This window comes from Pseudarthrobacter sp. WHRI 8279, from assembly GCF_040224115.2.
Classification (GTDB): domain Bacteria; phylum Actinomycetota; class Actinomycetes; order Actinomycetales; family Micrococcaceae; genus Arthrobacter.
Genome location: NZ_CP168162.1, coordinates 547249 through 571866, shown reverse-complemented (window position 1 = coordinate 571866; position 24618 = coordinate 547249). Strand labels below are relative to the sequence as shown.

Below are 24618 nucleotides of genomic sequence, written 5' to 3'. Positions count from 1 at the left end.
CTTGTCCACATAGCCCAGGCGGGCTCTCCCGGTGCCTTCACAGCAGGAGCATTCTGGGGGCATGAAACCACCACTGCGGCTCGCAGCCCTTCTCCTGCTGCCGGCCTCCCTGTCCCCGGCAGGCGAGCCCCTGGCGTACGGACCCGCCTACTCCCCGCAAGAGGCGGGTCACCACGCGGCGCCTGCCACACCCTCGGAGACCGCTGTACTCTCGGAGACCGCCGCACCCTCGTGGCAATGGCCGCTCGCTCCCCGCCCGCAGGTGCTCCGGGACTTCGATCCCCCACCCAAGCCGTGGCTCAGCGGCCACCGGGGCGTTGACCTGGGTGCAGCGGCCGACGGCGCACCGGTCACCGCCCCGGCGGCAGGCACGGTCAGCTTCGTGGGCGTGGTGGTGGACCGGCCGGTGATCACCGTCGACCATGGGGATGGGCTGCGGAGCAGCTTTGAACCGGTTGACAGCTCCCTGGCCGCGGGCGCACCCGTGGCAGCCGGGCAGGTCATGGGCACGGTGCGCCCGGGGCACTGCGCCGCCGCGCCCTGCGTCCATTGGGGTGTCCGGCGCGGGGAAGACTACGTGGATCCACTGCAGTTCGTGATGGACCTGAGGCCATCGATCCTGCTGCCGCTGGACAGGTAACGGCAGCAGGCCGGGGAGCATGCCGTCCGGGCGGGCCTTAGACGATGGCGGAGATCCCGGTGATCGCCCGGCCGGTCACCAGCGTATTGATCTCATGCGTTCCTTCGTAGGAATAGATGGCCTCCGCATCGGCGAAGATTTTGGCCATCTCAAAGTCCGTCACAATGCCGTTGCCGCCCAGGAGGCTCCTGCCGATGGCCACGCTTTCACGCATCCGGGCAGTGGTGAACGCCTTGGCCAGGGCGGACTGCTCGTCCTTGGCCTCCCCGGCGTCCTCCAGCTGGGAGAGCCGGACCATCATGCCCATGGAGCTGACGGCATTGCCCAGGATCTGGACCAGCTGGCTTTGCACCAGCTGGAAGGAAGCCAGGGGCCGCCCAAACTGGTGGCGCTCCACGGCATAGCGCCGGGCCACGTCGAAAGCAGCCAGTTGCTGGCCGACGGCCTGCCATGCGACACCGAGCCGGGTGACCTTCAGGACCTTGTTGACGTCGCGGAAGCTGTTGGCGTTGGCAAGCTTGAAGAAGTCGGACACCACCACGTTGTCCAGCTTGATGTCGGCGTTCTGGACGGTGCGGAGCGCAATCTTGTTCTCGATTTTGCTGGCGCTGAAACCATCGAGTGCCGTATCAACCAGGAAGCCCTTGACCTTGTCATCGGCCAGGTCGCGGGCGTAGACCACCACCCAGTCGGAGAAGGTTGCATTTCCGATCCAGCGCTTTTCCCCGTTCAGGATCCAGGAGTCTCCCTCCCTGCGCGCGGTAGTGCGGGTTCCGCCTGCAACGTCCGAGCCGCCAAGCGGCTCCGTGAGGCCAAAAGCCCCGATCTTCTTCATGCTGTAGACGTCCGGGAGCCAGGCATCCTTTTGCTCCTGCGAAGCCAGAGCTTCAATGGAACCGGTGAACAGTCCGTCATGGACTCCCATGAAGGTGGCGATGGAAGCATCGGCCCGGGTCACCTCAGCGTGGAGCAGGCCGGCGAACAGGTTCGAGTGGCCCTGCCGGCGCACCGGGCTGACGAGGTCGATATCAGCGAGCTTCGGGATGAGGTCCATGGGGAATTCTCCCCGGTTCCAGAAGTCCACCGCGATGGGCCGCACCTCGCGGGCCAGGAATTCCCTGATCTCCGCCAGCCGGTCCCGCTCTTTGTCGCTGAGCAGTTGCTCGAAGGCGTAGAAGTCGCCATCGGCATAGGGAAGGTCGTTGAGGTCGGCAGCGGTGGTGGACATGGTTACCTCACAAGTGATCAGCGGCAGGGTCTCCGGATTGGTCCTTTGGACCCACTAAGTTACTGGTGAGTAACTTACCGCATGTATATCGCTGCCGCAACGGCTCAGTGAACCCGCGCCCCGGCTCGCAGCGGACGGTCCTCCGGATGAATCGTGCCAGGAAGTTCTGTAACGTCGGAGCGCAACGGAGCAAACACTTCACTTGGGGGGAAATGTCTTGATTGATCCGCGCCGCGAGGCAGTCCTGATCCGCCGCAGGGACCAACAGGGCATTGTGGACAAGACGTCTGAAGTGCTGGATTACGAAGTCGACGGGGACGTCATCCACATCACCTTCCGGACGGCGAAGGGCCCCCGTGGCTACAGGTATGCGGAACGGAACGTGACGATCCTCCGTGACCCCGTCAGCACAAACATTGACCGCGGGACCTCCGTGCGTTTCAACGGCCAGACCCTCCATGGGGTCACTGACCTGTTGTGCTTTCGCGGACCGGCCGGGACATGGTGGAGGGCTTTCTTCCCAGACAGGGCCGGCGAGAGTTACCGGACTTGTCGTCATGAAGAAGTCAGCATCGCCCAAAACCCTGACACCGGGAGTGATGCACACAAGATCCTGAGCTACTGGCAGGACGTCGTGTCCCACTTGGCGCAGGACGATCCACTGCGCGGACCCTACGCGAACTTTCGCACAGTCCCGCAGGAAAGCGTCCTCAATCTCTACCTTCACGGGCACGCTCCCGATCCTGAGGCTGAGGGTGAGGGCTATATCTTTCCGTTCTCTTCCAACATCAGCCAGCGGGAAGCCCTCAGAAAGGGTCTCACCCACCGTATCTCAGTGATCGACGGACCGCCGGGCACGGGAAAAACACAGACAATCCTCAACCTGGTGGCAAACATCATTCGCTACCCGGGGAAGAGCGTGGGCATCGTGTCCTCTAACAATGCCGCCGTGGAAAATGTTCGCGACAAATTGGCCAAGGAGGGATTCGGTCACGTTGTTGCAGACTTGAGGCGGACCGATCTAAGACGCGATTTCTTCGAGCAACAGCACGCCCAGAATATGGCTATGCAACGCAGCGCGGGAGCGTCTCCTGTTGCAATGCCAGACGCTGGCGGGATATCGGAACTCGACTCGCGCCTGCAGCGGTTACAAGTAGTGGCCAGGGAACTGGCAGTAAAGCGCCAGGAACTTGATGCCTACAAGCTTGAACAGCGCCACTTCGGCCACCACGTCGCCAAGCACGATCCGGCTCCCCTGCCGGCCCTGGCCCTGCTGCAGGGGCCGTCCAGTCGCATCCTTGAGTTCCTGGCTGAGACAGCTTCAATTTCAGCGAACGAGGCCCCGCTACGACGGCTGTTTCGCAAAATAAGGAGCCGTTTCCGGTACGGATCCACCCGGACCATAGATCACGGTGACACCGACGTAGTCATGCGTCTTCAGGCAGCCTACTACGACATCAAGATTGCGGAATTGGATAAGCAGATTGAGCAGGCCGCCATACATCTGGCCGAAAACGACTTTGCCGCGCTCGAGGATGAATTGCGGCATGTATCGCAGGAGTCGCTCAAGGCAAGTCTGTATCGCCGCTATGCCGGCGTCCGGCCACAGGACTACACAGACAACTCCTACCTCCGGCAGTTCACATCGTTTACCAACAGCTATCCAGTGGTGTTGAGTACTTGCCACTCCTTGCGGAGAAGCGTCCCTGACGGATACTTGTTCGATTACTTGATTATCGATGAGGCTTCCCAAGTCGACCTGCTCGCTGCAGGCCTGGCGCTCTCCTGCGCGCGCAATGTGCTAGTCGTCGGAGACCTGCAGCAGCTTCAACACATTGCAGACTTGGGAGCTGCCAAACGTGCCAGCCCAGCACCGGCGCCGAGCTACGACTACGGGCGGCACAACATCCTGTCTTCTATCATCGAGCGCTTCGGGGCCGACGTTCCCCGGACGATGCTTCGCGAACACTACCGCTGCGATCCTGCGATCATCGACTTCTGCAACAGGAAGTTTTACGGCGGGCAGCTTGTGCCCTACACCAAGAGTGACCCAGAAGGGACGGCACTTGCAGTGGTGCGCACGGCCCCCGGTAATCACATGCGGCAGCACCTGGGCGGAGGGCGGACCAACCAGCGCGAAGCCGATGTCATTGCGAAGGAAGTTCTGGAACGGTTCTGCTCAGGCACCCGGCACGAGGATATCGGCGTGGTCACCCCGTACCGCAGGCAGGTGGACAAAGTGGCGGATGCCCTGCTCAACAGCATCCAGGCTGACACAGTCCATAAGTTCCAGGGCCGTGAAAAAGAAATCATCATAATGAGCACGGTCCTGGACGAGACCAGGGACGGGAACTCCGGGGTCGACTTCGTGGATAGCCCACAACTGGTCAACGTAGCGGTTTCCCGGGCCATCAAGCGTTTTGTCCTGGTGACAAATCACGACATGCTCCCTGCCAGCCGCCATCTTCGTGACCTGGTCCATTTCATCCACTACCAGGATCCAGACGACGGTGTCTTCGAGAGTGGGGTCCTTTCTGTTTTCGACCTCCTGTACAAAGAATATTCAGCATCGCTTCAGCCTTTAGCCGCCCGTCTGCAGACAACTTCCACTTTCGCTTCCGAGAACATCATGTGGACAGTGCTGCTCGACATAATTGCCGAGGAGCCATTCAAGGACTTGGCCGTAGCCCCGCAGGTCCTCTTGGGTAACCTGCTGCCTGACCTGTCCAGGCTCACCACCAAGCAGGCCACCTTTGTCCGGAACCGGGCCAGCGTTGACTTCATGGTTTACAACCGCATCACCAACAGGCCGGTCCTCGCGATCGAGGTTGACGGGTTTGCCTTCCATGAAGACGACCAGACACAGAAGGCCCGGGACCACCTGAAGGACGAGATCTGCCGTACGCACGGGATCCAGCTGTTGCGGCTACCGACCACCGGAAGCGGGGAACCGCATCTGATTCGCCAGCGGCTCTCGGCTGCGACAGCCCTGCCCAACGGCCGGTATCAGAAAGTAGGGCTACTCGGACTTGAACCGAGGACCTTAGGATTATGAGTCCCGCGCTCTAACCAGCTGAGCTATAGCCCCCCATGCCCGGGCCGCCCGCGATCGGTACGCGGTGGCAGGGCAAAATTACTCTAGCAAATCCGGGAAAGCGTTCAGACCACTTTGTCTTCGAAGCGTGCTCCACGGTACAGGTCCTCGAAAGTCTGCAACGTGCCCTCGATGCTGTGGGGTTCCACCATCTGCCGGCTGGCCTGGCCCATGGCGGCGCGCTGGTCCGCCGGCAGCTCCAGGACCATGGTGATCTTCTTGGCAAGGTCGTCACTGTCATTCGGCGTGAACAGGTAGCCGTTTTCGCCGTCGCGCACCAGGTGCGGCAGGGCCATGGCATCGGCCAGCACCACAGGGGTGGAGGCAGACATCGCCTCGAGCGTAACCAGGGACTGCAGCTCTGCCGTTCCTGGCATGCAGAACAGATCGGCCTGGATGTAGGCCCGGCGCAGCTCCTCGTCGCTGGCGAGGCCCAGGAACTTCACCCGGTCGGTCATCCGCAGCCGGCGGACCACATCTTCCAGGGAGGACCGGACTTCGCCGCCGCCGACAATCTCGAGGTGGACGTTAAGTTCCGGCGGAGTCTTGCTGACGGCTTCGATGAGCACGTCCACGTGCTTTTCCTCGGCCAGCCGGCCGGCGAACATCACGGTGGGGTGCTCATGGGGTTCGATCTGCTCGCCGGGCTGGAGTTCGTAGGCGGCGGAGTCAATACCGTTGGACAACGGCAGGACCTTGCGCAGGAAGGCGTGCTGGTGCATGGCCTTGGCGGCAAGCGGGGTGGGCGTGGTGACCACGTCCGCCTTGCCCATCACTTTGCCCATGTCCTTCCAGGAGATCTTCCCGATAATGTCCTTGAACCACTGCGGAAACGGCAGGAACGGGTTAAGGTTCTCCGGCATGAAATGGTTGGTGGCAACAATCCGGACGCCGCGCTTCACGGCCTCGTACAGGACGTGCTCGCCGATCATGTAGTGGCTCTGGATGTGCACCACATCGGGCTTTACCCGGTCAAAAAGGAGGCTGATTTCCTTCTTGATCTCCCAGGGCAGGGAAATACGGAAGTACTCGTGCGTGGGGACGCCGTGGGAACGGAGCCTGTGGACCGTCCCCTCAGGCCGGAACTCCGTAAAGCTCTTTCCGTTGTCCGCGCGGCAGGCCAGCACATGGACGTCGTGCCCGCGGCCGGTCATACCCTTGGCCAGGCGGTAGCCGAACTGCGCCGCTCCGTTGACGTGCGGCGGATAGGTGTCTGCAGCGATCAGGATGGTCAGGGGACGCTGGTCTGCGGGCGTGGTCACGTGGAGAGCTCCTGATGGTCACGGTGCGGACAGCATGTACTGGCAGCACAGTTGGCCGGCGGCGCGGTGGCGCCTGGCCTCGTGGTGAATCTTGCTTGCGGAATGAGGGATGGGATCGGGTGGACAGTGGCTAGCGGCTCGCCCTGCCCACGGCCTTCCGCGCGTCCTTCTTGCGCTTCGTGACCTCAGGATGGTGCCTGGAAAGGGCGATCACCCCAACGATAGCAAGGGAGGCGGCGGTTCCCATGGCAATGGCCATCACGGCGTGGACATCCGGCCGCAGTTCGCCGAGGATCACAATGCCGATCGCAATGCCCACCAGCGGATCGATCACGGTGAGCCCTGCGATCACCAGGTCCGGCGGACCCGACGAGTAGGCGCTCTGGACGAACCACGACCCCAGCCCGCCCGCCGCGATCAGGGCCACCACGGAGTACCACTGCACGTTCAGCAGGAACAGCCCGTTGGGATCGAGCAGGTGTTTACCGATGATCCGGGTCAGGACGGCCACGAACCCGAAGAGGACCCCGGCACCCAGGATATAGACGAAAGCGTTGATCCTGTGCCTGAACATAACGGCCAGAGTGCCGAAGAGTCCGACGGCGAGCGCCAGCAGCAGCACGATGGTGACCTCGTCGGCGAGGGTTACATCGTGGTTTTCCTGCGTGACGTTGACAGCCAGGAGGACGAAGAGCGCGGAGCCGGTCACGCACGCCGCGATAGCCACCACGGTTGCCCGGTTGATGGTGAGGTCCTGGTCCTTGGCATTGATGATCGTGGTGATCACCAGGGCGATGGCGCCTATGGGCTGCACAACCGTCAGCGGGGCCGAAACGAGCGCCACGGCGTTCATGGCCATGCCGGCACACAGCAGCAGCAGGCCGAACACCCAGCGCGGATTCCGGAGCAGGCGCAGGAAGCCATTGGAGCTCAGGGCAAGGCCGCCGGTGTCGGCTTTGACGGCACTCCCCTGGCGCTGCGCACCAAGGGCGAGGCAGAAGGCGCCAAGCAGCGCAAGACCGACTGCCATCCACACCATCAGGCGGCCCCGTCGTCGTGATGTGCCTGCATTCTGCCCTTCCGCAGGATGGCCCAGAAGTAGTTGTAGGCAGCAATCCAGTGGCCAACCAGGCCCAGGCCCAGGACTATCCACGCGGCGACGAACAATGCAGTGGAGAACCCTGTGTCCAGCCGTGAGAGGACCAGCAGAGGGGTTCCCAGCAGCAGCAGGCCGGTGCGCACCTTGCCGACCACACTGACGGGAAGGTCCGGGTGGCCCCGGAAGAAGAACAGCGTCATGGTCAGCAGGACAGCGTCCGGGACCACCAGGGCGGCCAGGTAAAGCCAATGGACGACGCCGGCAATCACCAGCGTGACAGCCACCGCTATGAGCGCCAGGCGGTCGGCGATGGGGTCCAGGACCCTGCCGAGTTTGGAGGTTTGGTCGAAGCGGCGGGCGATGTACCCGTCAACCCAGTCGGTGCTGGCCATGACGGCCAGGACCACAACGGCGGCACCGTATTCCTTTTGGCCCAGGACAAGCCAAATGAAGAGCGGCACCCCCATGAAACGCACCACGGTGAGCAGGTTGGGAATGGTGAACACGAGGTCGTGGTCAACCTGGGGGCGTCCGGGACGGGAGCCGGCACCAATGAACTTCACCCCGTCCCCCTTTCCTTCCTGCTGCCCCCTGCGAGCGCTATTGCCGTTTTTCCCTGAACTTCCGCGGGCTGCCGGAACGCCCGCCCGCTACCGGTGCTAGTACGTCCGGAGGAGCTTGCGCACCAGGACCAGGAAGACGGTTCCCGCGGCGATGAAGGCTGCCAGCGGCTTCCAGCGTTGTTCCAGGTCTGCGGATCCGGACAATGCTGCGAACTTCTGCCCGGCGATGTCCCGGCCGTGGCCGGCCAGGGCCTGGCCCTCCCGCAGTTTGTCCTGGGCCGTTGCCAGCAGGTACCTTCCCTGGGTCTTGACGTCCAGCTCGGTGCCGAGTTCGTCGCGCACTTCGGTGAGGTGGTGGCGGCGCTGGCTGAGCCGGCGTACCAGCTCGGGCTCGGAGGCGTGCGGGAATTCCTTGTCGTGCTCAGCGGCCTTGGCTGCCTTCTCGGCCTTGGCCTTGGCAGCCGCTTCATCCTTTGCGGCCTTCGCGGCCTTGGCCTCGGGACTGTTGGGATCAAGGACAGCGGGGTTGAACGAAGAGCCTTCTTTGGCCACACCGATATCGTGTTTGATGCCGCGGATGGTCTCCTCCGGCATGAGCGGCATGGCCTTCTTGAACTTGCGGGCGCCGATCAGGCCGCCGATCAGCGCTATCAGGAGGAAGGCCGCGGACACCAGGAGGGCTGCCAGCCAGGCGGGCATGATGGTTGCCAGTCCCATGATGGCTGCGACGATGAGGCCCACCACCAGGAAGAGAAGGAAAACGAGGGCGACGGCGAAAAAGGCAGCGGCAACCCCGACCTGGATTCCCTTGCGCTTGAGCTCGATCTTCGCGAAGGCGATTTCGTCGTTGAGCTGGCGCGGCGCCAACCGGAAAAGGAGTTTAAGCGTCCTGGGCAGCGCAGTGATGCGCAATCCCTGGCTGGTACGCCCGCTGTGACGTCCGCTCATCGGTTCCGCCTTACTGGTTATGGGTCGAATCGGCTTCCGTATGCTGCAGGAAAGTGCAGCTGCACAGTCCCCGCACCAAAACTATCATTCAGGTTAAGGGCGAACTTCGGGGCTTGCCGTGCGGCGTGCCCTACAACGCTGCAAAATTAGGCAGCGCCGGGCCTAGGATTGATCTCCGTGACCATTCCCAGCAATCCGGGCGACCTGTTGAGCCGCCGCCGGAAACTCCTTTACATCCTGCTGCTCGGCGCCCTTACGGCGTTGGGTCCGTTCACGATCGATCTTTACCTTCCCGCGTTCCCGGCCCTGGAGGAGAGCCTCGGCGTGACCGAGGCCCAGGTCCAGCTGACCCTGGCCGGCACCACCGTGGGCTTCGCCATCGGCCAGCTGGTGGTGGGCCCCTTCAGCGACAGGTTCGGGCGCCGGACCCCGCTCATCCTGGCAACGGCACTGCACATCGCGGCGTCCGTGGGTGCCGCCCTGTCCACGGATATCACCATGCTGGGCATTTCCCGCGTCCTGATGGGCGTGGGGGCTGCCGGCGGCGGCGTTGTAGCCATGGCAATGGTCCGGGACCTTTTCTCGGGTTATGCCATGGTGAAGATGTTTTCCCGCATGGCACTGGTGAACGGCCTGGCACCCATTTTGGCGCCGGTGATCGGTTCACAGCTGCTCCTGGTGATGGAGTGGCCCGGGATCTTCGTGTTCCTTGCCGCCTACGGGACCCTGGTGATCGTCTCTGCCCTGTTCCTGGTCCGCGAGACCCTGCCTCCTGAAAAGCGCCGCCAGAGCGGCCTGACCGCCCGCCAGCGCTACCGGATCCTTTTCAACGACAGGGTCTTTGTGGGGCTGCTGTTTGTGGCAGGGCTGAACTTTGGCGGCCTGTTCACGTACCTGTCCGCTTCCCCGTTCCTGTTCCAGGACGTTTTCGGCTTTTCGCCCCAGGAGTACGGCCTGCTGTTCGGCATCAACTCGCTGGGCATCGTGGCCGGCATCCAAACCAGCTCCCGCCTCATCCGCCGGGTGCCGCCGCAGTGGATCATCGCTGCTGCCACTGCCTGGATGTTCGTGATGGCCACGCTGATCGTGGTGTTCGACCAGCTGGGGTTCGGCCTCTGGGGCGTGCTGGTTCCCTTGTGGTTCTACATCCTGGGGACTGGCTTCATGTTCCCCTGCGTTCAGGTGCTCGCCCTGGCCGGCCATGCGGGCCAGGCCGGCACCGCAGCTTCCCTGCTCGGATTCTCGACGTTCATGATGGCAGGGCTCATTTCCCCGGTTGTCGGCTGGCTGGGCATCACCAGCGCCGCACCCATGGGCGCGGTGCAGGGAGCGTGCATCCTGCTTGCCATGGCAGCCCTGTGGCTGGTGGTCCGGCCACGTACCGTTCCCTCGATCCACTGACGCCATGAAGGACACCTCAAAGCGCAGGCCGCACCGGAATCGCCGGGGACTCTTCCTCGGCGCGGTGTTGGGCGCCGTCGCGGGCTACTTTGCGGGCAGGGCCATGGGCAACCCCGCCATGGGCATTGTCCTGGGCATGATTGCAGGTTCGGCGCTGCTGTACCGGGTCAACCCGGGGCCCTGGAACCGACCCTGACGCCGCCGCAACCGGGAGCAGGCAAAGCGCGCGGCGGACGTGGATGGCCTGCCGCCTGCAGGGTACCCGCGATAAAATGGTGTTTGTGCCCACCTGGCAGGAACAACCGCCGCTTCCGGCCACATGGCAACGGTGCGATAACCGGATACTGCCACTGTGGTGGGAGCGGCTGTGTGCCCAGACAGGCGAACAGTCTGCAGCGCTCTATGCCGCCGGGCTGTTCACTGAGGACCGCCGCCGGCCCATCGCGCAGTGGTTCAACCCCGCCTTCAACGCCGCCCTGCTGGTAGCCCCCGAGACCTCCCCCGAATGGCCCGTGCAGCGCTTCGGGATCTTCTACGCGCCACCAGACGCAGGAGTGGTCCGCATCCATTCGGCCCCCCACGAGTGGAATCCCCGCCAGCCCCGGAAGTCACCCACCGAGAAAGAGGCGTTCCTGGGCGCGATCGTGGAGGCGGAGCGCTTCCTCCAGGTGGAAATGGACTTCGTCTAGAAAACAAAAATCCCCGTCCCTCACAGGCGAGGAACGGGGATTCTTTTGGTTTGCTCCTCCTGCTGGACTTGAACCAGCAACCCTTCGATTAACAGTCGAATGCTCTGCCAATTGAGCTAAGGAGGAATGAAGCAGGTATGACATTAGCAAAGGATTCCGGACAAAGTGAAATCGGCATCCCCACGGCCCTGGAGGGCAGCTTCCGGCATAAAAAAATCCCCGTTCCGGAGGCCGGAACGGGGATTGCGCGCTCCTCCTGCTGGACTTGAACCAGCAACCCTTCGATTAACAGTCGAATGCTCTGCCAATTGAGCTAAGGAGGAATGAAGCGGGTATTAGCCTAGCAAAGACCCCGGCTGGAAGCGAAATCGGGGGTCAGGCATCAGACCTGAGCGCCCGGCGTTCCATCTCCAGCATCATGAGTTCGCGGTTGAGTCGCTGGTACGTTTCGGGGTCAGCCGCAGGGTCCAGCCGCTGGAGCTGGCCCATCTTGTCCGCCTTGACCCGCGTGATCTGAAGCTCGAACAGCCGGGAGAGGATGTCCCGGCAATACTTCTGCACCGCTTCCTCGGTGCTGGCGGGCAGCGGAACAACAGCAAGCTCGGACACCAGGGGGCGCAACGGTTCCGGAACCTCGTGCATCACGTGCTCGACCCACCGGACGGGGTCGGCGGCGAGGGCCGGGTCCGTGGCCCGCATGGCGTCGTGGACGGCTTGGAAAGCGGGGGTGGCAAAGCGGGCAGCCGAAAAGCGTTCCCAGACGCCGCCAACCAGGAGCGCGGGCTCCTGCAGGGCAACCTCCAGCGCCTGCCGTTCCATGGAGGCCACGGGGTCCCGGGGGTCGGGCCGGTGGTAGGACGGCACGGCTCCCGACGGCGGCCCTGCAGCAACGCCGGGACCTCCCGGTGCGGCTGCGGGGGCGGAGGGAGTCGCGGAGGTCCGGGTCGCGGGAGCGGGGGCCCCACCCTGGTCGCCGCGCTTGGCGGCATTTTTGACTTCTGTCGTGACCAGGCGCAGCACCTCGTTGGGGTCCGGCATCCCCAGCCAGCCCGTGAGCGCCTGGCAGTAGCCCGTCCGGGTGGAGGCGTCCCGTATGGCGGCAACCACCGGCACGGAGGCTTTCAGGCCCTGGACGCGCCCCTCCACGGTGTCCAGGTTGAACTGCTTCAGGGTGGTCCGGATGGCGAACTCGAAAAGCGGCCGGCGGGACTGCACCAGGGCGTGCACGGCTTCATCGCCCCTGCTTTGGCGCAGGTCGCAGGGATCCGCGCCGGAGGGCTCCACCGCCACGTAGGTCTGGGCGGTGAAGCGCTGGTCCTCCTCGAAGGCGCGCAGAGCGGCTTTCTGCCCGGCGGCGTCGCCGTCAAAGGTGAAGATGACCTCTCCCCCGGTGCCGTCGTCGGAGAGCAGGCGGCGGGCAATCTTGATGTGCTCGGTGCCGAACGCGGTGCCGCAGGTGGCCACCGCCGTCGTGATTCCTGCAAGGTGGCAGGCCATCACGTCCGTATAGCCCTCCACCACCACCAGTTGCCGCTCCTTGGCGATGCTGCGCTTGGCGAGGTCGATGCCGTACAGCACCTGGGATTTTTTGTAGAGGGCGGTCTCGGGGGTGTTGAGGTACTTGGGACCCTGGTCGTCCTCATACAGCTTGCGGGCGCCGAAGCCGATGGTGTCCCCCGCAATGTCCCGGATGGGCCAGATCAGGCGACCGCGGAAACGGTCGTAAATCCCCCGGTTGCCTTCGGAAAACATGCCCGTCAGCTTCAGCTCAGCGTCAGTGAAGCCCCGGCCGCGGAGGTGCTTGAGGAGCGCGTCCCAGCCCTGCGGTGCGTACCCGACGCCGAATTGCTCTGCGGCTGCCCGGTCGAAGCCGCGCCCATGCAGGAAGGTGCGCGCTTCCGCGGCCCCGGGCGTCAGCAGCTGCCCCTGGAAAAACTCGTCGGCGATCTTGTGGGCATCCAGCAGCCGCTGCCGGCGCCCCACTTCCTCCCGGTTGGGCCCGGTTCCGCCGTCCTCATACCGCAGCTCGTAGCCGATCCGGGCGGCCAGCTTCTCCACGGCTTCCTGGAACGAACTGTGATCCTGCTTTTGCACAAACGCGATGACGTCGCCGTCCTCACCGCAGCCAAAGCAGTGGTACCGGCCAACCTGCGGCCGGACAGTGAAGGAAGGGGAACGTTCGTCGTGGAAGGGGCACAGGCCTTTGAAGGTCCCCAGCCCGGCGCCCTTGAGCGTGACGTACCCGTCAACCACTTCCTTGATGTCCGTGCGCTGGCGTACTTCGTCAATATCTTCGCGTTTGATCAGCCCTGGCACAGAGCCATCCTAGCCTTGGGGTACGACGGCGACGGGTGCCACGTGGGATACCTCACCACAGCGCCCATCACCACAGCGTCAATCACCACAGTGACGGCAGGCTCCCCACCAGCCGCTCGTACATGGCCAGTGCCGAGCCGTCGGTCAGCGACGCCACCTGGTCGATCACCACGCGAAGGCGTGCACCGTCGTCGGGCGCGTCCCGCCAGTCCGCCGCGAACATCGGTTCCAGGTGGCGGTCACCGGTGGCGCTCAGGGCCGTGACCAGGGCGTGGAGCACCTCCCGCTGGCGCTCGTAGATGGGCTGGCGGTGTTCGGTGGTCATCACGAACGTGGTGGCCAGGCCCTTCATGACGGCAATCTCCATGACGGTCTCATCCGGAACCATGAGTTCGGCGTTGAAGCGCGTCAGGTTCTCCGGACCGTACACGGCGCGGGTGGTTTCCAGCGCGCTCTGGCAGAACCTGCCGATCAGCTGGCTGGTCATGTTCTTCAGGGCCGCCATGGACTTGCGGCTGCCGTCGGCCTCGCGCACCCACACGTCCGTGGCTTCAAGCCGGGCCAGGGCGGCGTCGATGGCGGCGGGATCGTTGTGCGGCAGGTACCACTGCTTGGCGTACCCCACCACCCGGGCGCGGTGGTCCGGGTTGTCCATCCAGCGCAGCTGGAAGTGCCCCGCCACGATTGCGTCCTCGACGTCGTGCACCGAGTAGGAGATGTCGTCAGCAAGGTCCATCACCTGGGCCTCCAGGCAGGAGCGGCGCTCCGGAGCCCCCTCCCGGATCCAGTTGAAGATCGGCAGGTCGTCCTCATAGGCGCCGAACTTGCTGGTGCGCTGGCCGTGGATCACCGGAGCTTCCAGCGCGGACCACGGGTATTTGGCTGCCGCGTCCAGGCTGGCCCTGGTGAGGTTCAAGCCTGCGGGCTGGCCGTCGGGCGTCAGCACCTTGGGCTCCAGCCGGGTCAGCAGCCGCAGGGTCTGGGCGTTGCCCTCGAAGCCGCCGATGGCGTGGGCCACCTCGTTCAGCGCCGATTCCCCATTGTGTCCGAACGGCGGATGGCCGAGGTCGTGGCTGAGGCAGGCGGTGTCCACGACGTCCGGATCGCAGCCCAGGGAGCGCCCCAGCTCGCGGCCCACCTGGGCGACCTCGAGGCTGTGGGTCAGGCGGGTGCGGACGAAGTCATCCGTGTCCGGTGCCACCACCTGGGTTTTTGCGCCCAGCCGGCGGAGCGCCGAGGAGTGGAGCACCCGGGCACGGTCCCGTTCAAAGTCGGAACGGTAGACGTTTTTGGGCGGCTCCTCCACCCACCGGGCAGAGTCGTGGGTGTCGTAGCCCGGCAGGACGGGGGCGGCAGTGCGCGTTTCAGCCACCGGAAACATCCAGTTCCGCCGCGGAAATGTCCCGCGACTGGTCGGCGTTGAGGGCCCGGGACTCGAGCCAGTCCTTCGGCAGCGCGGGGCGCTTGGGTGAGCCGGCGCGGCCGCGGGGGCCTTCGGCATCGACACCCGGGTAGGGAGAGGCGGTGTCCAGTTCGTCCAGGGCGGCGCGCAGCTCCTCGAGGCTGTTCACCAGCGCCATCCGGGTACGGAGTTCGCCTCCCACCACGTAGCCCTTGAAGTACCAGGCGATGTGCTTGCGGATCTCCCGCAGCGCCTTGCCCTCGTCATCGAAGGTCTCCACCATCAGTTCGGCGTGCCGGTAGACGCCCTGGGCAACCTGGCCCAGATTCGGCTTGTGCCGGATGTCGCTGCCTTCAAAGGCCGCCTGCAGGTCACCGAAGAGCCAGGGCCGGCCCTGGCAGCCGCGGCCCACCACCACGCCGTCAACACCGGTTTCGCGGACCATCCGGACCGCGTCTTCCGCGGACCAGATGTCACCGTTGCCCAACACCGGGATGTCCGGCAGGGCCTCACGCAGGCGTGCGATGGCGGACCAGTCGGCCTGTCCGGAGTAAAACTGCGCGGCCGTGCGGCCGTGAAGGGCGACGGCGGCGACCCCGGAATCGCGGGCGATGCGGCCGGCGTCGAGGTACGTGAGATGGTCGTCGTCGATGCCCTTGCGCATCTTGATGGTCAGCGGGACATTGCCCTTCGACGCTTCCTTGACGGCGGTCTGCACGATGGAGGTGAAAAGGTCGATCTTCCAGGGCAGGGCCGAGCCGCCGCCCCGGCGGGTGACCTTGGGCACCGGGCAGCCGAAGTTCAGGTCGATGTGGTCTGCGCGGTCCTCTTCCACCAGCATCCGCACGGCGCTGCCCACCGTGACCGGGTCCACGCCGTACAGCTGGACAGACCGGACCTTTTCGTCGTCGTCATGCGAAATGATGCGGAGCGATTCCGGCGTCCGTTCCACCAGGGCGCGGGACGTCACCATCTCCGCCACGTACATTCCGCCGCCGTATTCACGGCAGAGGCGGCGGAAGGCGGAGTTGGTGATGCCGGCCATGGGCGCCAGGATCACTGGCGTGTCCACGGTGATGGGACCCAGCTTCAGGGGCGGGAGTTCCAGCTTGGGGGCGGGAGGAGTTGCTGCAACAGTCACCTGTCCATTGTTGCAAAGCCGGGCAAATCGGGCTGCCGGCCGGGTTGGTCAACTGAAGTGGCCAGAAGGTGGAGCCAACCGGAGTGGCTCAACCGCGGTCCGCCCGGCGTCCCCGTCTGGTGGCTGGTGCGTCGTCCTGGTCTCCGGCGGGAAGGCGTGACTGGCGGTCAAGGGCCGCGGCGGCCAGCGACCCGGTGTCAGTCACCCCCGGTTCATCCTGGCTGATTGCTTCCGGCGCCCGCGGTGCCGGCGCCTCCGGGACCCCTGCCCGGACGCCTGTGGCTTTGACCACCAGCACGGCGATCAGCGTGGTGACCGGAATGGCCAGGACCAGGCCGATGGAGCCCACAAGGGTGCGGATGACTTCCTCGGAGAGCTCCGCGCTGGTAAGGGTGTCGGCGAGCGGGCGGTCGTAGAGCATCACGATGATGAGGATGGGCAGGGCCGCGCCGGCGTACGCGAAGGCGATGGTGTACACAGTGGACGCGATGTGGTCCCGCCCGATCCGCATGGCCGAGGTGAAGAGTTTCCGGGCACTGCTGCCCGGCGCCAGTTCGTAGAGCTCCCACACAGCGGAGGACTGGGTGATGGTCACGTCGTTGAGGACGCCCAGGCCGGAGATGATGAGCCCGCACAGTATGACGCCCGAAATCGAGATGTTGGCGGAAGTGTTCACCAGGGTGGTTGCCTCGTGGTTCCCCACCCCGGCAAGGTTGGCGGCACCGGTTGCCCACGCGGCCAGGAGCGCCGTGATCCCCAGCCCGAACATGGTGCCCAGCAGTGCGGTGGAGGTCCGGGCGGAGAAGCCGTGGGCGAAGTACAGGACCCCGATCATGATTACCGTGGATCCCACCAGGGCCAGCAGGAGCGGCGGTTTTCCTTCCACCAGCCCGGGAAGCATGAAGCTTGCCAGCACGAAGTAGGCGCCCACAAGCCCGATCAGGGCGCGCAGTCCCCTCCAGCGGGCCACGGCTATCACCACCGCTGCGTACAGCAGTGCCAGCAGGACGATCGGCAGGGTCCGCACGAAGTCAACGAAGATGAAGGCGGGCGACCCCTGGGCGGCGGACGCGCCCTGGGCGTTGGACAGGTTCAGGTATCGGATCTGGTCGCCGGTCTTCACCCCGTGGGATTTGGCCACGTCCGGGTTGATCACCACCTTGACCGGGCTTCCGCCCTTGTCCGGCTCCGTAAAGGCAAACGTGCAGTCGGACCCCTGTTGGCTTTGCTGGCCCTGCTGGTTTTGGGCCTGGCCGTCCGGGCCCTGCTGGGCAATGCCCTGCATGCAGTTTTCCGTCACCACGCTTTGGATGGTGCCGGTGTCGAAAGTGACCCCGGGCGCCGCAGAGTAGGGGTTGGCCAGGGAAATACCCTCCTTGCTGCCCGAGGGCCAGAGCATGGCCATCCCCGCGAGGGTGAGGAGCGTCAGCGGAATCAGCACTGCCGCGAGGATGCGGTTTGCCTTCCGCCGGGCAGCCATCGCCTGCGGCGTCGGCTCCGAATGACCTGTGGAAGCGTGGGAGTGACCGGACCCCATCAGCTGTAGAACCTCATACGTTGAACTCTACGTCCGGCACCGTAGGGTTTATAAATGGATTATCGGGGACTGGGAGGTACCAGGTATGGCCAACAGCAATTCGGAAAAGGGGGCCCCGCGCCCGTCTGAAACATCCGGCACTGCCCACGAGGCAGTGCTCAGCGTTCGGGAGTCGTCAGGTCCCACCCGGGGAGTTGCCCTGGTCCTGCACGGGGGCAAGTCCCAAAGCCGTGAGCCCGTGGAGGCCAGGCACCTGAGCCCGGCCAGGATGGTGCCCTTCGCCTGGGACCTGCACCGCGCCGGCCGGAAGCACGGGCTGGCTGTGTGGTCGCTCCGCAACAGCGTCCGCGGCTGGAACGGCCCGGACATGTCCCCGCTGCAGGACGCCCGCTGGGCACTTGCAAGGATCCGGGAGCAGCACCCTGACGTGCCGGTGTTCCTGGTGGGCCATTCCATGGGCGGGCTCACCGCCGTGTGCGCCGCGGACCACCCAGGGGTGGAGGCCGTCGTCGCCCTTGCCCCCTGGCTCAACCCGTCAACTCCCACGTCCGGCGTCGCCAACCGCAAGGTGCTTATTGTCCACGGGACCACGGACAGGTGGACCAGCGCTTCGGCGTCCCTGCTCTTCGCGCGGCGCGCCTCCGCCGAGGCCGCCAGCATGCAGTACGTTGCCCTCAAGGGTGCAGGCCACTTCATGCTCCGCAAAATCGGGGTGTGGCAGACGCTGACCACCGGCTTTGTGATGAAGGCATTCTCCGAAAGCATCGGCAAGGAGCTCCCCCTTCCCGCGGACTTCACCAGGCTGCTGCCGGAATCGTCCGTCCAGGTGACCCTGTAGGGACTTTCCATGGCATGGCGTCCCGCACCCAATGACCCCTTCTACCGTGTGATCGTCCGCTGTGCACTCCTGCTTCGACGGGTCTTCCGGATCCGGATCATCAGCAGCGGGACGGAACACCTGCCGCCTCCGGGGACGAGGACCGGCACCTCCAGGGCTGTGGTTCCGGGCAACGGCGCCGTTTTTGCCATCACGCACTTTGGCTACGTCGATTTTGCCGTCGCCGAGCTCCTGCTGTGGGAGCACTCGCGCGCGGAGCTGCGGTTCCTGGTCCATCAGGGCGCCGCCGATCACTGGCTTGCCGGACCGGCCATCAGTGCTGCCGGCCACGTGGTGGTGGGGTACAGCGGCCGTTCAGACGCCTATGATGCCGCGGTGGCCAAGCTGCGCGCCGGGGAGTATGTTGGCGTGTTCCCGGAGGCGGGCGTGAGCCGCAGCTTCACCGTCCGCGAGTGCAGGACCGGCGCGGTCCGGATGGCGGCCGAAGCCGGGGTTCCGGTCATCCCCGTCTCCGTCTGGGGCGCCCACCGGGTCCTTACCCGCGGCCACGGTTTTTCGGCCGGAAGGACATGGCGGGCACCGGTCCGGATCCATGTGGGTGAGCCGCTGGCCTTCGCGCCGGGCGACGATGTTGAGGCCGGTACTAAGGAACTCCGTGCCCGCCTCCAGGACGGGATCGGGAAGTGCATTGTGGACTTTCCGCTGCAGCCGGAGCCCGGCGCATGGTGGATGCCCGCCCACCTGGATGGCAGCGCACCGACCGAACCTGAGCGGCAGCTACTCGACGCGCAGGACGCAGCCAGGGGCCGCCGTCGTGATCCCCGCCCAAACTAGGCAGCAGCAGGTGTCGAAATGGGGCTCCATAACGACACCTGCTGCGGCCTGGTTGGGTAACGGCGCCTAGTCCGAGACCACTAGGGTCTCCGCGCCTGCCAGCCGGGCCTTGCCGTTGTCGAGCAGGGGCTCGACGGCGGCACGGAGGGCGGCCATGGAGTCGTCCAGTTCCAGCATGACCGGGTGCTGGTACGCGATCAGCGCGAGCATGTCGCGGACGGCTTCAGCGGCGTCGTCCGGGGCCAGCGCGGGCTCGTGGCCGACGAAGACATCCGTGGGTGTTTCCGCCCCGGTATCCTCCTGGCCCGGTGCCGCATCCGGGTCTGCCGGCGCGGCATAGCTCACGGCGAAAGCCCGGATCCGGCCCTTCTTGCTGGGAGCAACTCCCGCCCCGAAAGCCGATTCGGGCCGGGCACGCAGCACGATTGCGCCGTGCGCACCGGTGAGGTCGTCCAGGAAAAGCTTCTGCACCTGTCCCACCGACAGCACGCCCGGTGAATCCCAGCCGTGGATGGAGGTGTAGTACCTGCCCACCACATCGGTCAGCTCCACGGAGCCCGTGGCCAGGTCCATCACGACGTCGGAGCCGGCGTTCTCGTCGTTGGCCGGCCCGCCGCCGTTGCTGTCGGCAGGAAACACCGGCAACCGCAGGGCTCCCGGTTCAATGACCACCAGCCGGGACCGCTGGATGGGTGCCAGTTCGAAGGCTTCAGCGAAGGCGGCCCCCGGGGTGCCCGGCTCCACCTTGGCGCGGAGCTTGGTAACGCCCGACGGCGAGTGCTCAGCTTCGCGGCGCAACATCGCCAGCAGGGTGGCACCAATGCCGGAGCGCCGGTGGTCCCGCGCCACCTCTATGTAGGCCCAGAGCCGCTCGGGATGCAGGGAGGCTTCGTAAACGACGCCGGCGGCAACCGGAATCCCGACGCCGTCGATCACGTCCTCGGCCACAATGCAGCGCCGCCACGGCGTGCCGTTGGTCCCGGCAGAGGAAACCGCCAGGGCGCCGCGGAACTGGCGCGCCTGGTGGGTTTCGGGGCCGCCCCAGATTTCCAGCAGCGCCAGGTCGTCGCCTTCACGCCATTCGCGGTATTCGATGGCCATGCTCAGGCGCCGATCAGGCGTGCGGCCAGGTAGCCTTCCACCTTGTCCAGGGAGACGCGTTCCTGGCTCATGGTGTCCCGCTCGCGGATGGTCACGGCCTGGTCCTCGAGGGTGTCGAAGTCCACGGTGATGCAGAACGGGGTGCCGATCTCGTCCTGGCGGCGGTAGCGGCGGCCGATTGCGCCGGCGTCATCGAAGTCGATGTTCCAGTTCTTGCGCAGCTGGGCGCCGAGGTCCTTCGCCTTCGGGGACAGGTCCTCGTTGCGGCTCAGCGGCAGGACTGCGGCCTTGACCGGCGCCAGCCGCGGATCCAGCTTCAGGACGGTGCGGACGTCCACGCCGCCCTTGGCGTTGGGGGCCTCGTCCTCGGTGTAGGCGTCCACCAGGAACGCCATGAAGGAGCGGGTCAGGCCCGCGGCAGGCTCGATCACGTACGGGGTGTAGCGCTCGTTGGTGGCCTGGTTGAAGTAGCTCAGGTCCGTTCCGGAGGCCTTGGCGTGGGTGGAGAGGTCAAAGTCGGTGCGGTTGGCGATGCCTTCCAGCTCACCCCACTCGGAACCCTGGAAGCCGAAGCGGTACTCGATGTCCGTGGTGCCCTTGGAGTAGTGGCTGAGCTTTTCCTGCGGGTGCTCGAAGAAGCGCAGGTTCTCTTCCCGGATGCCCAGGCCGGTGTACCAGGCCATGCGCTCCTTCATCCAGTACTGGTGCCACTCTTCGTCCGTGCCGGGCTCGACGAAGAACTCCATTTCCATCTGCTCGAACTCGCGGGTGCGGAAGATGAAGTTGCCCGGGGTGATCTCGTTGCGGAAGGACTTGCCGATCTGGCCGATGCCGAACGGCGGCTTCTTCCGGGACGTGGTGAGCACGTTGTTGAAGTTCACGAAGATGCCCTGCGCCGTTTCGGGGCGCAGGTAGTGCAGGCCCTCTTCGCTGGCAACGGGACCCAGGTAGGTCTTGAGCAGGCCGGAGAATTCCTGCGGTTCGGTCCATTCGCCGCGGGTGCCGCAGTTGGCGCAGGCGATGTCCTTGAGGCCGTTCTCGGCGGGGCGGCCCTTCTTTTCCTCGTACTCTTCCTCGAGGTGGTCCGCGCGGTAGCGCTTGTGGCAGGAAAGGCATTCTACGAGCGGATCCGAAAAGACCTCAACGTGGCCTGAGGCCTCCCAGACCTGGCGGGGCAGGATCACGGAGGAGTCCAGGCCCACCACGTCCTCGCGGCCGCGGACCATGGACTGCCACCACTGGCGCTTGATGTTTTCCTTCAGCTCGGCGCCGAGGGGCCCGTAGTCCCAGGCAGAGCGCGAACCTCCGTAGATCTCACCGGCCTGGAACACGAATCCCCTGCGCTTGGAGAGGGAGATGACCTGGTCGAGTACGGATTTTGCTGCCATGGGGGTAACTCCAATTTCTACAGGGCCGCTGGGTGCGGTCCGCGGTTTCTGGCCCCGGCGAAGCCAGCGGCGGAATACCTCTGGCTGCGGGGCGGGGCGGGTGAAGGAAAAATGCGAGAGAGCTGCGTGCCCTAGCCTACCGGCCGCTGCCTGCCCGGGTGTTATCTGGGCAGGCGCTACCTGCGCAGGGCGCCCCGCGGCCAGGGCAGGGTGGCCAGGATGATGGCGGCGAGGGTCAGGACGGTGCCCAGGACCGTGGCCGGTGCCACGATTGATCCCGGCGTTGGCAGCACCACATCGAGGGCAAGCGAGCCGAGCAACTGCCCGGCGATCATGCCCAGCCCGGTGACCAGCACGCCCAGGCTCCGGACCAGCAGCGCACCAAGGCCGATGAAAACGCATCCCATGGGACCGCCAAGGTAGTACCACCACTCAGCGGGCAGAGGGTTCCCCGGTCCGGCCACCGTAACCTTCACCGCGTAAGCCGTCCACAGCACAACGGACCCCGCAATGAAGTTGACCAGGGTGGCCGCGATGGGTGTGCCGTAATGGACGGTGGCCGTCCCATTCATGGCCTGCTGGAAGCTCATCAGGAACCCTGCCGCCACCGGCAGGAGGAGCGGGACCAGGAGCGCTGCGGGGCCGCCTGGCCCTGCCCCGCCGTCGGCCGCCACGCCCGGAGTGCCGCCTGCTGCGGCGAACCGTGGTGACACAGCCCAGGCGACGGCGGCGATGGTCAGGAGGCAGCCGATGACGCGGATGGCCGTGACTTGCTTCCGGCCCGCCGGTCCAATGCCCAGCTTGTCCACCAGCAGGCCGCTGACCGTCTGGCCGGTGACAGTTGCCACGGTAAACAGCGCCACGCCGAGGATGCCCACCGTGAAGGACTGCGCGAAGACGAAGAGCGCACCGATGCCGCCGGCAAGGACATAGATGCGCGGAAACGCCCTGCTGCGGACCGCGGGCAGGATCCTGGCCAGGCCGGCCCTGCCGCTCGGCAGGAGCAGCGAGACCAGGACCATCACCACCAGGCCTGTGCTGAAGCTCACCACCGCAGCGGCGATGCCGTCGTCGAGGCGTGTGCCGAGGGCGCCGTTAATCCGGCCCTGGACGGGAATGGCGAGGCCCGCGCCCACCGCGAGCGGAAGGCCTGCGAGCAGCGGCAGGCGGGGGCTGGAAGTCATTGAATCAACCCTACGTCAGGCATCATTGCTTCTATGAGCAATGTTGAAGAGATCACCATCCGCGACAGCATGATCCGCCTGGGCCAGCTCCTGAAGCTCGCCAACCTGGTGGAGGACGGCGTGGAGGCCGCGGAGCTCATCAAGAACGGGCTGGTCAAGGTCAACGGGGAGATCGACGACCGCCGCGGCCGGCAGCTGCACAATGGCGACACCGTGACGGTGAACGGCCAGACCGTGCGCGTGGTGGCGCCCGCAGCCTGACGGCGCGGGGCGGCACTGGGCCGCCGCCCGCCGTCGTTCTTCCTACTTCTTCAGGACCTCGTGGGTGAGGAACTCCCCCACGTGCCCGATCTCCTGCTGGTTGATACCGTGCCACATGCCGGTGTAGAGGACCTTGGTGAGCTTGACGTGCTTGCGCACCCAGCCCATGGTGAAGTCGATCTTGTCCGGCGTGATCACGGGGTCCTGCTGGTCCCGGCCCCAGAACAGGGGCACGGTGCCGTCCAGCTCGGAGTCCTTGAAGCTGGGATCGTCGCCGGCGTCCACCACGAAGCCTGAAAGTCCGACGACGGCGGCGAAGTCCGTGGGCCGCTGGCGCAGGAGCGTGGTGGCCATGGCCATGCCCATGGAGAAGCCCAGCAGGGACACGGACGGGTGCCCTGGCTTGATGGCGTCGATCCATTCGAGCACGTAGGCCGATGCTTCCTTGACGCGGTCCAGCGAGTAGTCGATGGAGGCCGTGAGCGGGAACCAGGTGAACCCCGGACCCATGGCGATGGGGGCGCGGACGGACGCGACGGCAAAGCCTCCGGGCAGCAGGTCGGCCAGGCTCAGCAGGTCCTGTTCGTTTGCGCCATAGCCGTGCAAAAGCACCAGCAGGGGCTTGCCATCGCGCTGGTCCTCCGGATGGGACCACAGGACAACAGGGGCAGGAAATACTTCGGCGTCAGTCATGGTTTCCATTCATACCAGTTACCCACAGGTAACTACCTACGTTGGCGTAGCCAGGGAAGCGAAAGGCAGGATAGGACCGTGAGTGACACAAGCGCCATCGAGACCCCATCCATGACCGCCGGCTCCCACCCGTGGACCCGGTATGTGGCCATGGGTGACTCCTTCACGGAGGGCATCGGGGATCCCGAGCCTTCAAGCCCGGGCGGCTACCGCGGCTGGGCGGACCGCGTTGCCGAGGAACTGGGCCGGATCCAGCCGGACTTCGCCTATGCCAACCTTGCGGTCCGGGGCCGTTTGCTGCAGCAGATCGTGGACCAGCAGCTCGCCCCGTGCCTTGCGCTGAAGCCTGACCTGGTTACCCTCTCCGCGGGCGGCAACGACCTCCTGCGCCGGGGCGGGGATCCGGATGTCCTCGCCGGGAAACTGGACTCCGTGGTTCAGATCCTCACCATGGGCGGTGCCACGGTGGTGCTTTTCAACGGCCCGGACACCGGCACGTCCGTGCTCGGCAGGATCCGCAGCAAGGTGGCCATCTACAACGAGAACCTGCGGACTGTCGCCGCCCGGCACGACGCCGTCATTGCTGACATGTGGTCCCTCCGCCAGCTCGGCGACCCCCAGATGTGGGACGAGGACCGGCTTCATTTCTCGCCCCTGGGCCACCACACGATTGCCGCCATGGTGCTTGATTCACTGAACGTGGAGCACACCCTGCAGCCCCTCCAGCCAAAGCCGTTCCCGCCCCGGAGCTGGCGGGAGGCGCGGTCCGGGGACCTGGTGTGGGCCCGCCAGTATTTTGTGCCATGGGTGCTGCGCCGGCTGCGCAACCAGTCGTCAGGGGACGGCATCACGGCAAAGCGGCCGACGCCGGGTCCCGTCTTTGGTCCGGGCGTTCCCCTGGGGTCCGGCGAGGGTCCGCTGGGGCAGGCCGCGGGAAGCCGGAACTGAGTCCGTTGTTAACGCGCCGGGGTTAAGCTGGAGGGACACACACGAGAGGCT

General features: G+C 65.4%; 22 protein-coding genes and 3 tRNA genes. 9 read left to right on the top strand and 16 right to left on the bottom strand.

Annotated elements, in window-relative coordinates; all coding sequences use genetic code 11:
- The first annotated feature begins 61 nt into the window (after positions 1 to 61).
- Positions 62 to 640, top strand: coding sequence for a M23 family metallopeptidase (locus tag ABRP28_RS02525; RefSeq protein WP_350003689.1), 579 nt, complete (start codon positions 62 to 64; stop codon positions 638 to 640).
- 37 nt (positions 641 to 677) lie between these two features.
- Here ABRP28_RS02525 and ABRP28_RS02520 read toward each other — a convergent pair whose 3' ends face one another.
- Entirely contained in the window at positions 678 to 1868 is a 1191-nt protein-coding gene (locus tag ABRP28_RS02520; RefSeq protein ID WP_350003690.1) for an acyl-CoA dehydrogenase family protein, read from the bottom strand.
- Between the two features lie 274 nt (positions 1869 to 2142).
- Here ABRP28_RS02520 and ABRP28_RS02515 point away from each other — a divergent pair, with 274 nt between their 5' ends.
- Positions 2143 to 4923 (top strand): AAA domain-containing protein, encoded by a 2781-nt coding sequence (locus tag ABRP28_RS02515; RefSeq protein WP_374152965.1) that lies wholly within the window; start codon positions 2143 to 2145, stop codon positions 4921 to 4923.
- Here the strand turns inward: ABRP28_RS02515 and ABRP28_RS02510 are convergent.
- From ABRP28_RS02510 to ABRP28_RS02490, 5 genes are all read right to left on the bottom strand, one after another.
- Positions 4883 to 4956: transfer RNA gene (locus ABRP28_RS02510), tRNA-Ile, on the bottom strand. The genes ABRP28_RS02515 and ABRP28_RS02510 overlap by 41 nt on opposite strands.
- A gap of 71 nt (positions 4957 to 5027) precedes the next feature.
- Entirely contained in the window at positions 5028 to 6224 is a 1197-nt protein-coding gene (locus ABRP28_RS02505) for a glycosyltransferase (protein ID WP_350003691.1), read from the bottom strand.
- A 130-nt stretch (positions 6225 to 6354) separates the two neighbouring features.
- Positions 6355 to 7263, bottom strand: a complete 909-nt coding sequence (locus ABRP28_RS02500) for a DMT family transporter (protein ID WP_231455329.1) — start codon at positions 7261 to 7263, stop codon at positions 6355 to 6357.
- The gene (locus tag ABRP28_RS02495; RefSeq protein ID WP_350003692.1) at positions 7263 to 7886 is read right to left on the bottom strand and encodes a CDP-alcohol phosphatidyltransferase family protein; all 624 of its coding nucleotides are present in this window, start codon (positions 7884 to 7886) and stop codon (positions 7263 to 7265) included. The genes ABRP28_RS02500 and ABRP28_RS02495 overlap by 1 nt, the downstream gene beginning before the upstream one ends.
- Before the next feature lie 96 nt (positions 7887 to 7982).
- Positions 7983 to 8834 (bottom strand): phage holin family protein, encoded by an 852-nt coding sequence (locus ABRP28_RS02490; RefSeq protein WP_350003693.1) that lies wholly within the window; start codon positions 8832 to 8834, stop codon positions 7983 to 7985.
- A gap of 177 nt (positions 8835 to 9011) precedes the next feature.
- Between ABRP28_RS02490 and ABRP28_RS02485 the strand changes: the two genes are divergently transcribed.
- The 3 genes from ABRP28_RS02485 to ABRP28_RS02475 all read left to right on the top strand — a co-directional run bounded on the left by ABRP28_RS02485 (position 9012) and on the right by ABRP28_RS02475 (position 10924).
- Entirely contained in the window at positions 9012 to 10235 is a 1224-nt protein-coding gene (locus ABRP28_RS02485) for a multidrug effflux MFS transporter (RefSeq protein ID WP_350003694.1), read from the top strand.
- 4 nt (positions 10236 to 10239) lie between these two features.
- A complete protein-coding gene (locus ABRP28_RS02480; protein ID WP_231455325.1) occupies positions 10240 to 10431 on the top strand; it encodes a hypothetical protein in 192 nt (63 codons plus the stop codon).
- An 85-nt stretch (positions 10432 to 10516) separates the two neighbouring features.
- Positions 10517 to 10924 carry a hypothetical protein gene (locus ABRP28_RS02475; RefSeq protein ID WP_350003695.1) on the top strand — a complete coding sequence of 136 codons (408 nt, stop codon included), beginning with the start codon at positions 10517 to 10519 and terminating at the stop codon, positions 10922 to 10924.
- 53 nt (positions 10925 to 10977) lie between these two features.
- Here ABRP28_RS02475 and ABRP28_RS02470 read toward each other — a convergent pair.
- From ABRP28_RS02470 to ABRP28_RS02445, 6 genes are all read right to left on the bottom strand, one after another.
- Positions 10978 to 11050 (bottom strand) — tRNA-Asn (locus tag ABRP28_RS02470).
- A 124-nt stretch (positions 11051 to 11174) separates the two neighbouring features.
- Positions 11175 to 11247, bottom strand: a tRNA-Asn gene (locus tag ABRP28_RS02465).
- 52 nt (positions 11248 to 11299) lie between these two features.
- Positions 11300 to 13240 carry a DNA primase gene (dnaG, locus tag ABRP28_RS02460; RefSeq protein WP_350003696.1) on the bottom strand — a complete coding sequence of 647 codons (1941 nt, stop codon included), beginning with the start codon at positions 13238 to 13240 and terminating at the stop codon, positions 11300 to 11302.
- Between the two features lie 82 nt (positions 13241 to 13322).
- On the bottom strand, positions 13323 to 14621 hold the full coding sequence (locus ABRP28_RS02455) for a deoxyguanosinetriphosphate triphosphohydrolase (RefSeq protein WP_231455322.1): 1299 nt from the start codon (positions 14619 to 14621) through the stop codon (positions 13323 to 13325).
- Entirely contained in the window at positions 14605 to 15783 is a 1179-nt protein-coding gene (gene dusB, locus ABRP28_RS02450; protein WP_350003697.1) for a tRNA dihydrouridine synthase DusB, read from the bottom strand. The genes ABRP28_RS02455 and dusB overlap by 17 nt, the downstream gene beginning before the upstream one ends.
- 88 nt (positions 15784 to 15871) lie before the next feature.
- Positions 15872 to 17263, bottom strand: a complete 1392-nt coding sequence (locus ABRP28_RS02445) for a YibE/F family protein (protein ID WP_350003698.1) — start codon at positions 17261 to 17263, stop codon at positions 15872 to 15874.
- A 142-nt stretch (positions 17264 to 17405) separates the two neighbouring features.
- Here ABRP28_RS02445 and ABRP28_RS02440 point away from each other — a divergent pair, with 142 nt between their 5' ends.
- Both ABRP28_RS02440 and ABRP28_RS02435 read left to right on the top strand, forming a co-directional pair.
- Positions 17406 to 18158: an alpha/beta fold hydrolase gene (locus ABRP28_RS02440; RefSeq protein WP_350003699.1), complete on the top strand. Its 753-nt coding sequence runs from the start codon at positions 17406 to 17408 to the stop codon at positions 18156 to 18158.
- A 9-nt stretch (positions 18159 to 18167) separates the two neighbouring features.
- Positions 18168 to 18992: a lysophospholipid acyltransferase family protein gene (locus ABRP28_RS02435; protein ID WP_350003700.1), complete on the top strand. Its 825-nt coding sequence runs from the start codon at positions 18168 to 18170 to the stop codon at positions 18990 to 18992.
- Positions 18993 to 19058: 66 nt separating this feature from the next.
- Here ABRP28_RS02435 and ABRP28_RS02430 read toward each other — a convergent pair whose 3' ends face one another.
- The 3 genes from ABRP28_RS02430 to ABRP28_RS02420 form a co-directional block, all read right to left on the bottom strand.
- Complete coding sequence (locus ABRP28_RS02430) at positions 19059 to 20093, bottom strand: GNAT family N-acetyltransferase (protein WP_350003701.1); 1035 nt, start codon at positions 20091 to 20093, stop codon at positions 19059 to 19061.
- Positions 20094 to 20095: 2 nt separating this feature from the next.
- Positions 20096 to 21481, bottom strand: a complete 1386-nt coding sequence (locus ABRP28_RS02425; protein ID WP_104185255.1) for a glycine--tRNA ligase — start codon at positions 21479 to 21481, stop codon at positions 20096 to 20098.
- Between the two features lie 176 nt (positions 21482 to 21657).
- Entirely contained in the window at positions 21658 to 22665 is a 1008-nt protein-coding gene (locus ABRP28_RS02420; protein WP_350003702.1) for a DMT family transporter, read from the bottom strand.
- Positions 22666 to 22698: 33 nt separating this feature from the next.
- Here ABRP28_RS02420 and ABRP28_RS02415 point away from each other — a divergent pair, with 33 nt between their 5' ends.
- Positions 22699 to 22926 carry an RNA-binding S4 domain-containing protein gene (locus ABRP28_RS02415; protein ID WP_139028643.1) on the top strand — a complete coding sequence of 76 codons (228 nt, stop codon included), beginning with the start codon at positions 22699 to 22701 and terminating at the stop codon, positions 22924 to 22926.
- Positions 22927 to 22968: 42 nt separating this feature from the next.
- Here ABRP28_RS02415 and ABRP28_RS02410 read toward each other — a convergent pair whose 3' ends face one another.
- Complete coding sequence (locus tag ABRP28_RS02410) at positions 22969 to 23619, bottom strand: alpha/beta hydrolase-fold protein (protein WP_350003703.1); 651 nt, start codon at positions 23617 to 23619, stop codon at positions 22969 to 22971.
- Positions 23620 to 23697: 78 nt separating this feature from the next.
- Here ABRP28_RS02410 and ABRP28_RS02405 point away from each other — a divergent pair, with 78 nt between their 5' ends.
- On the top strand, positions 23698 to 24567 hold the full coding sequence (locus tag ABRP28_RS02405) for an SGNH/GDSL hydrolase family protein (protein ID WP_374152912.1): 870 nt from the start codon (positions 23698 to 23700) through the stop codon (positions 24565 to 24567).
- Positions 24568 to 24618: the final 51 nt, after the last annotated feature.

Coding starts and splice junctions, on each gene's coding strand:
- ABRP28_RS02525 (WP_350003689.1), top strand. CDS start 62: ATGAAACCACCACTGCGGCTCGCAGCCCTTCTCCTGCTGCCGGCCTCC.
- ABRP28_RS02520 (WP_350003690.1), bottom strand. CDS start 1,868: ATGTCCACCACCGCTGCCGACCTCAACGACCTTCCCTATGCCGATGGC.
- ABRP28_RS02500 (WP_231455329.1), bottom strand. CDS start 7,263: ATGGTGTGGATGGCAGTCGGTCTTGCGCTGCTTGGCGCCTTCTGCCTC.
- ABRP28_RS02490 (WP_350003693.1), bottom strand. CDS start 8,834: ATGAGCGGACGTCACAGCGGGCGTACCAGCCAGGGATTGCGCATCACT.
- ABRP28_RS02480 (WP_231455325.1), top strand. CDS start 10,240: ATGAAGGACACCTCAAAGCGCAGGCCGCACCGGAATCGCCGGGGACTC.
- ABRP28_RS02455 (WP_231455322.1), bottom strand. CDS start 14,621: ATGTTTCCGGTGGCTGAAACGCGCACTGCCGCCCCCGTCCTGCCGGGC.
- ABRP28_RS02445 (WP_350003698.1), bottom strand. CDS start 17,263: ATGGCTGCCCGGCGGAAGGCAAACCGCATCCTCGCGGCAGTGCTGATT.
- ABRP28_RS02440 (WP_350003699.1), top strand. CDS start 17,406: ATGGCCAACAGCAATTCGGAAAAGGGGGCCCCGCGCCCGTCTGAAACA.
- ABRP28_RS02435 (WP_350003700.1), top strand. CDS start 18,168: ATGGCATGGCGTCCCGCACCCAATGACCCCTTCTACCGTGTGATCGTC.
- ABRP28_RS02430 (WP_350003701.1), bottom strand. CDS start 20,093: ATGGCCATCGAATACCGCGAATGGCGTGAAGGCGACGACCTGGCGCTG.
- ABRP28_RS02425 (WP_104185255.1), bottom strand. CDS start 21,481: ATGGCAGCAAAATCCGTACTCGACCAGGTCATCTCCCTCTCCAAGCGC.
- ABRP28_RS02420 (WP_350003702.1), bottom strand. CDS start 22,665: ATGACTTCCAGCCCCCGCCTGCCGCTGCTCGCAGGCCTTCCGCTCGCG.
- ABRP28_RS02415 (WP_139028643.1), top strand. CDS start 22,699: ATGAGCAATGTTGAAGAGATCACCATCCGCGACAGCATGATCCGCCTG.
- ABRP28_RS02410 (WP_350003703.1), bottom strand. CDS start 23,619: ATGACTGACGCCGAAGTATTTCCTGCCCCTGTTGTCCTGTGGTCCCAT.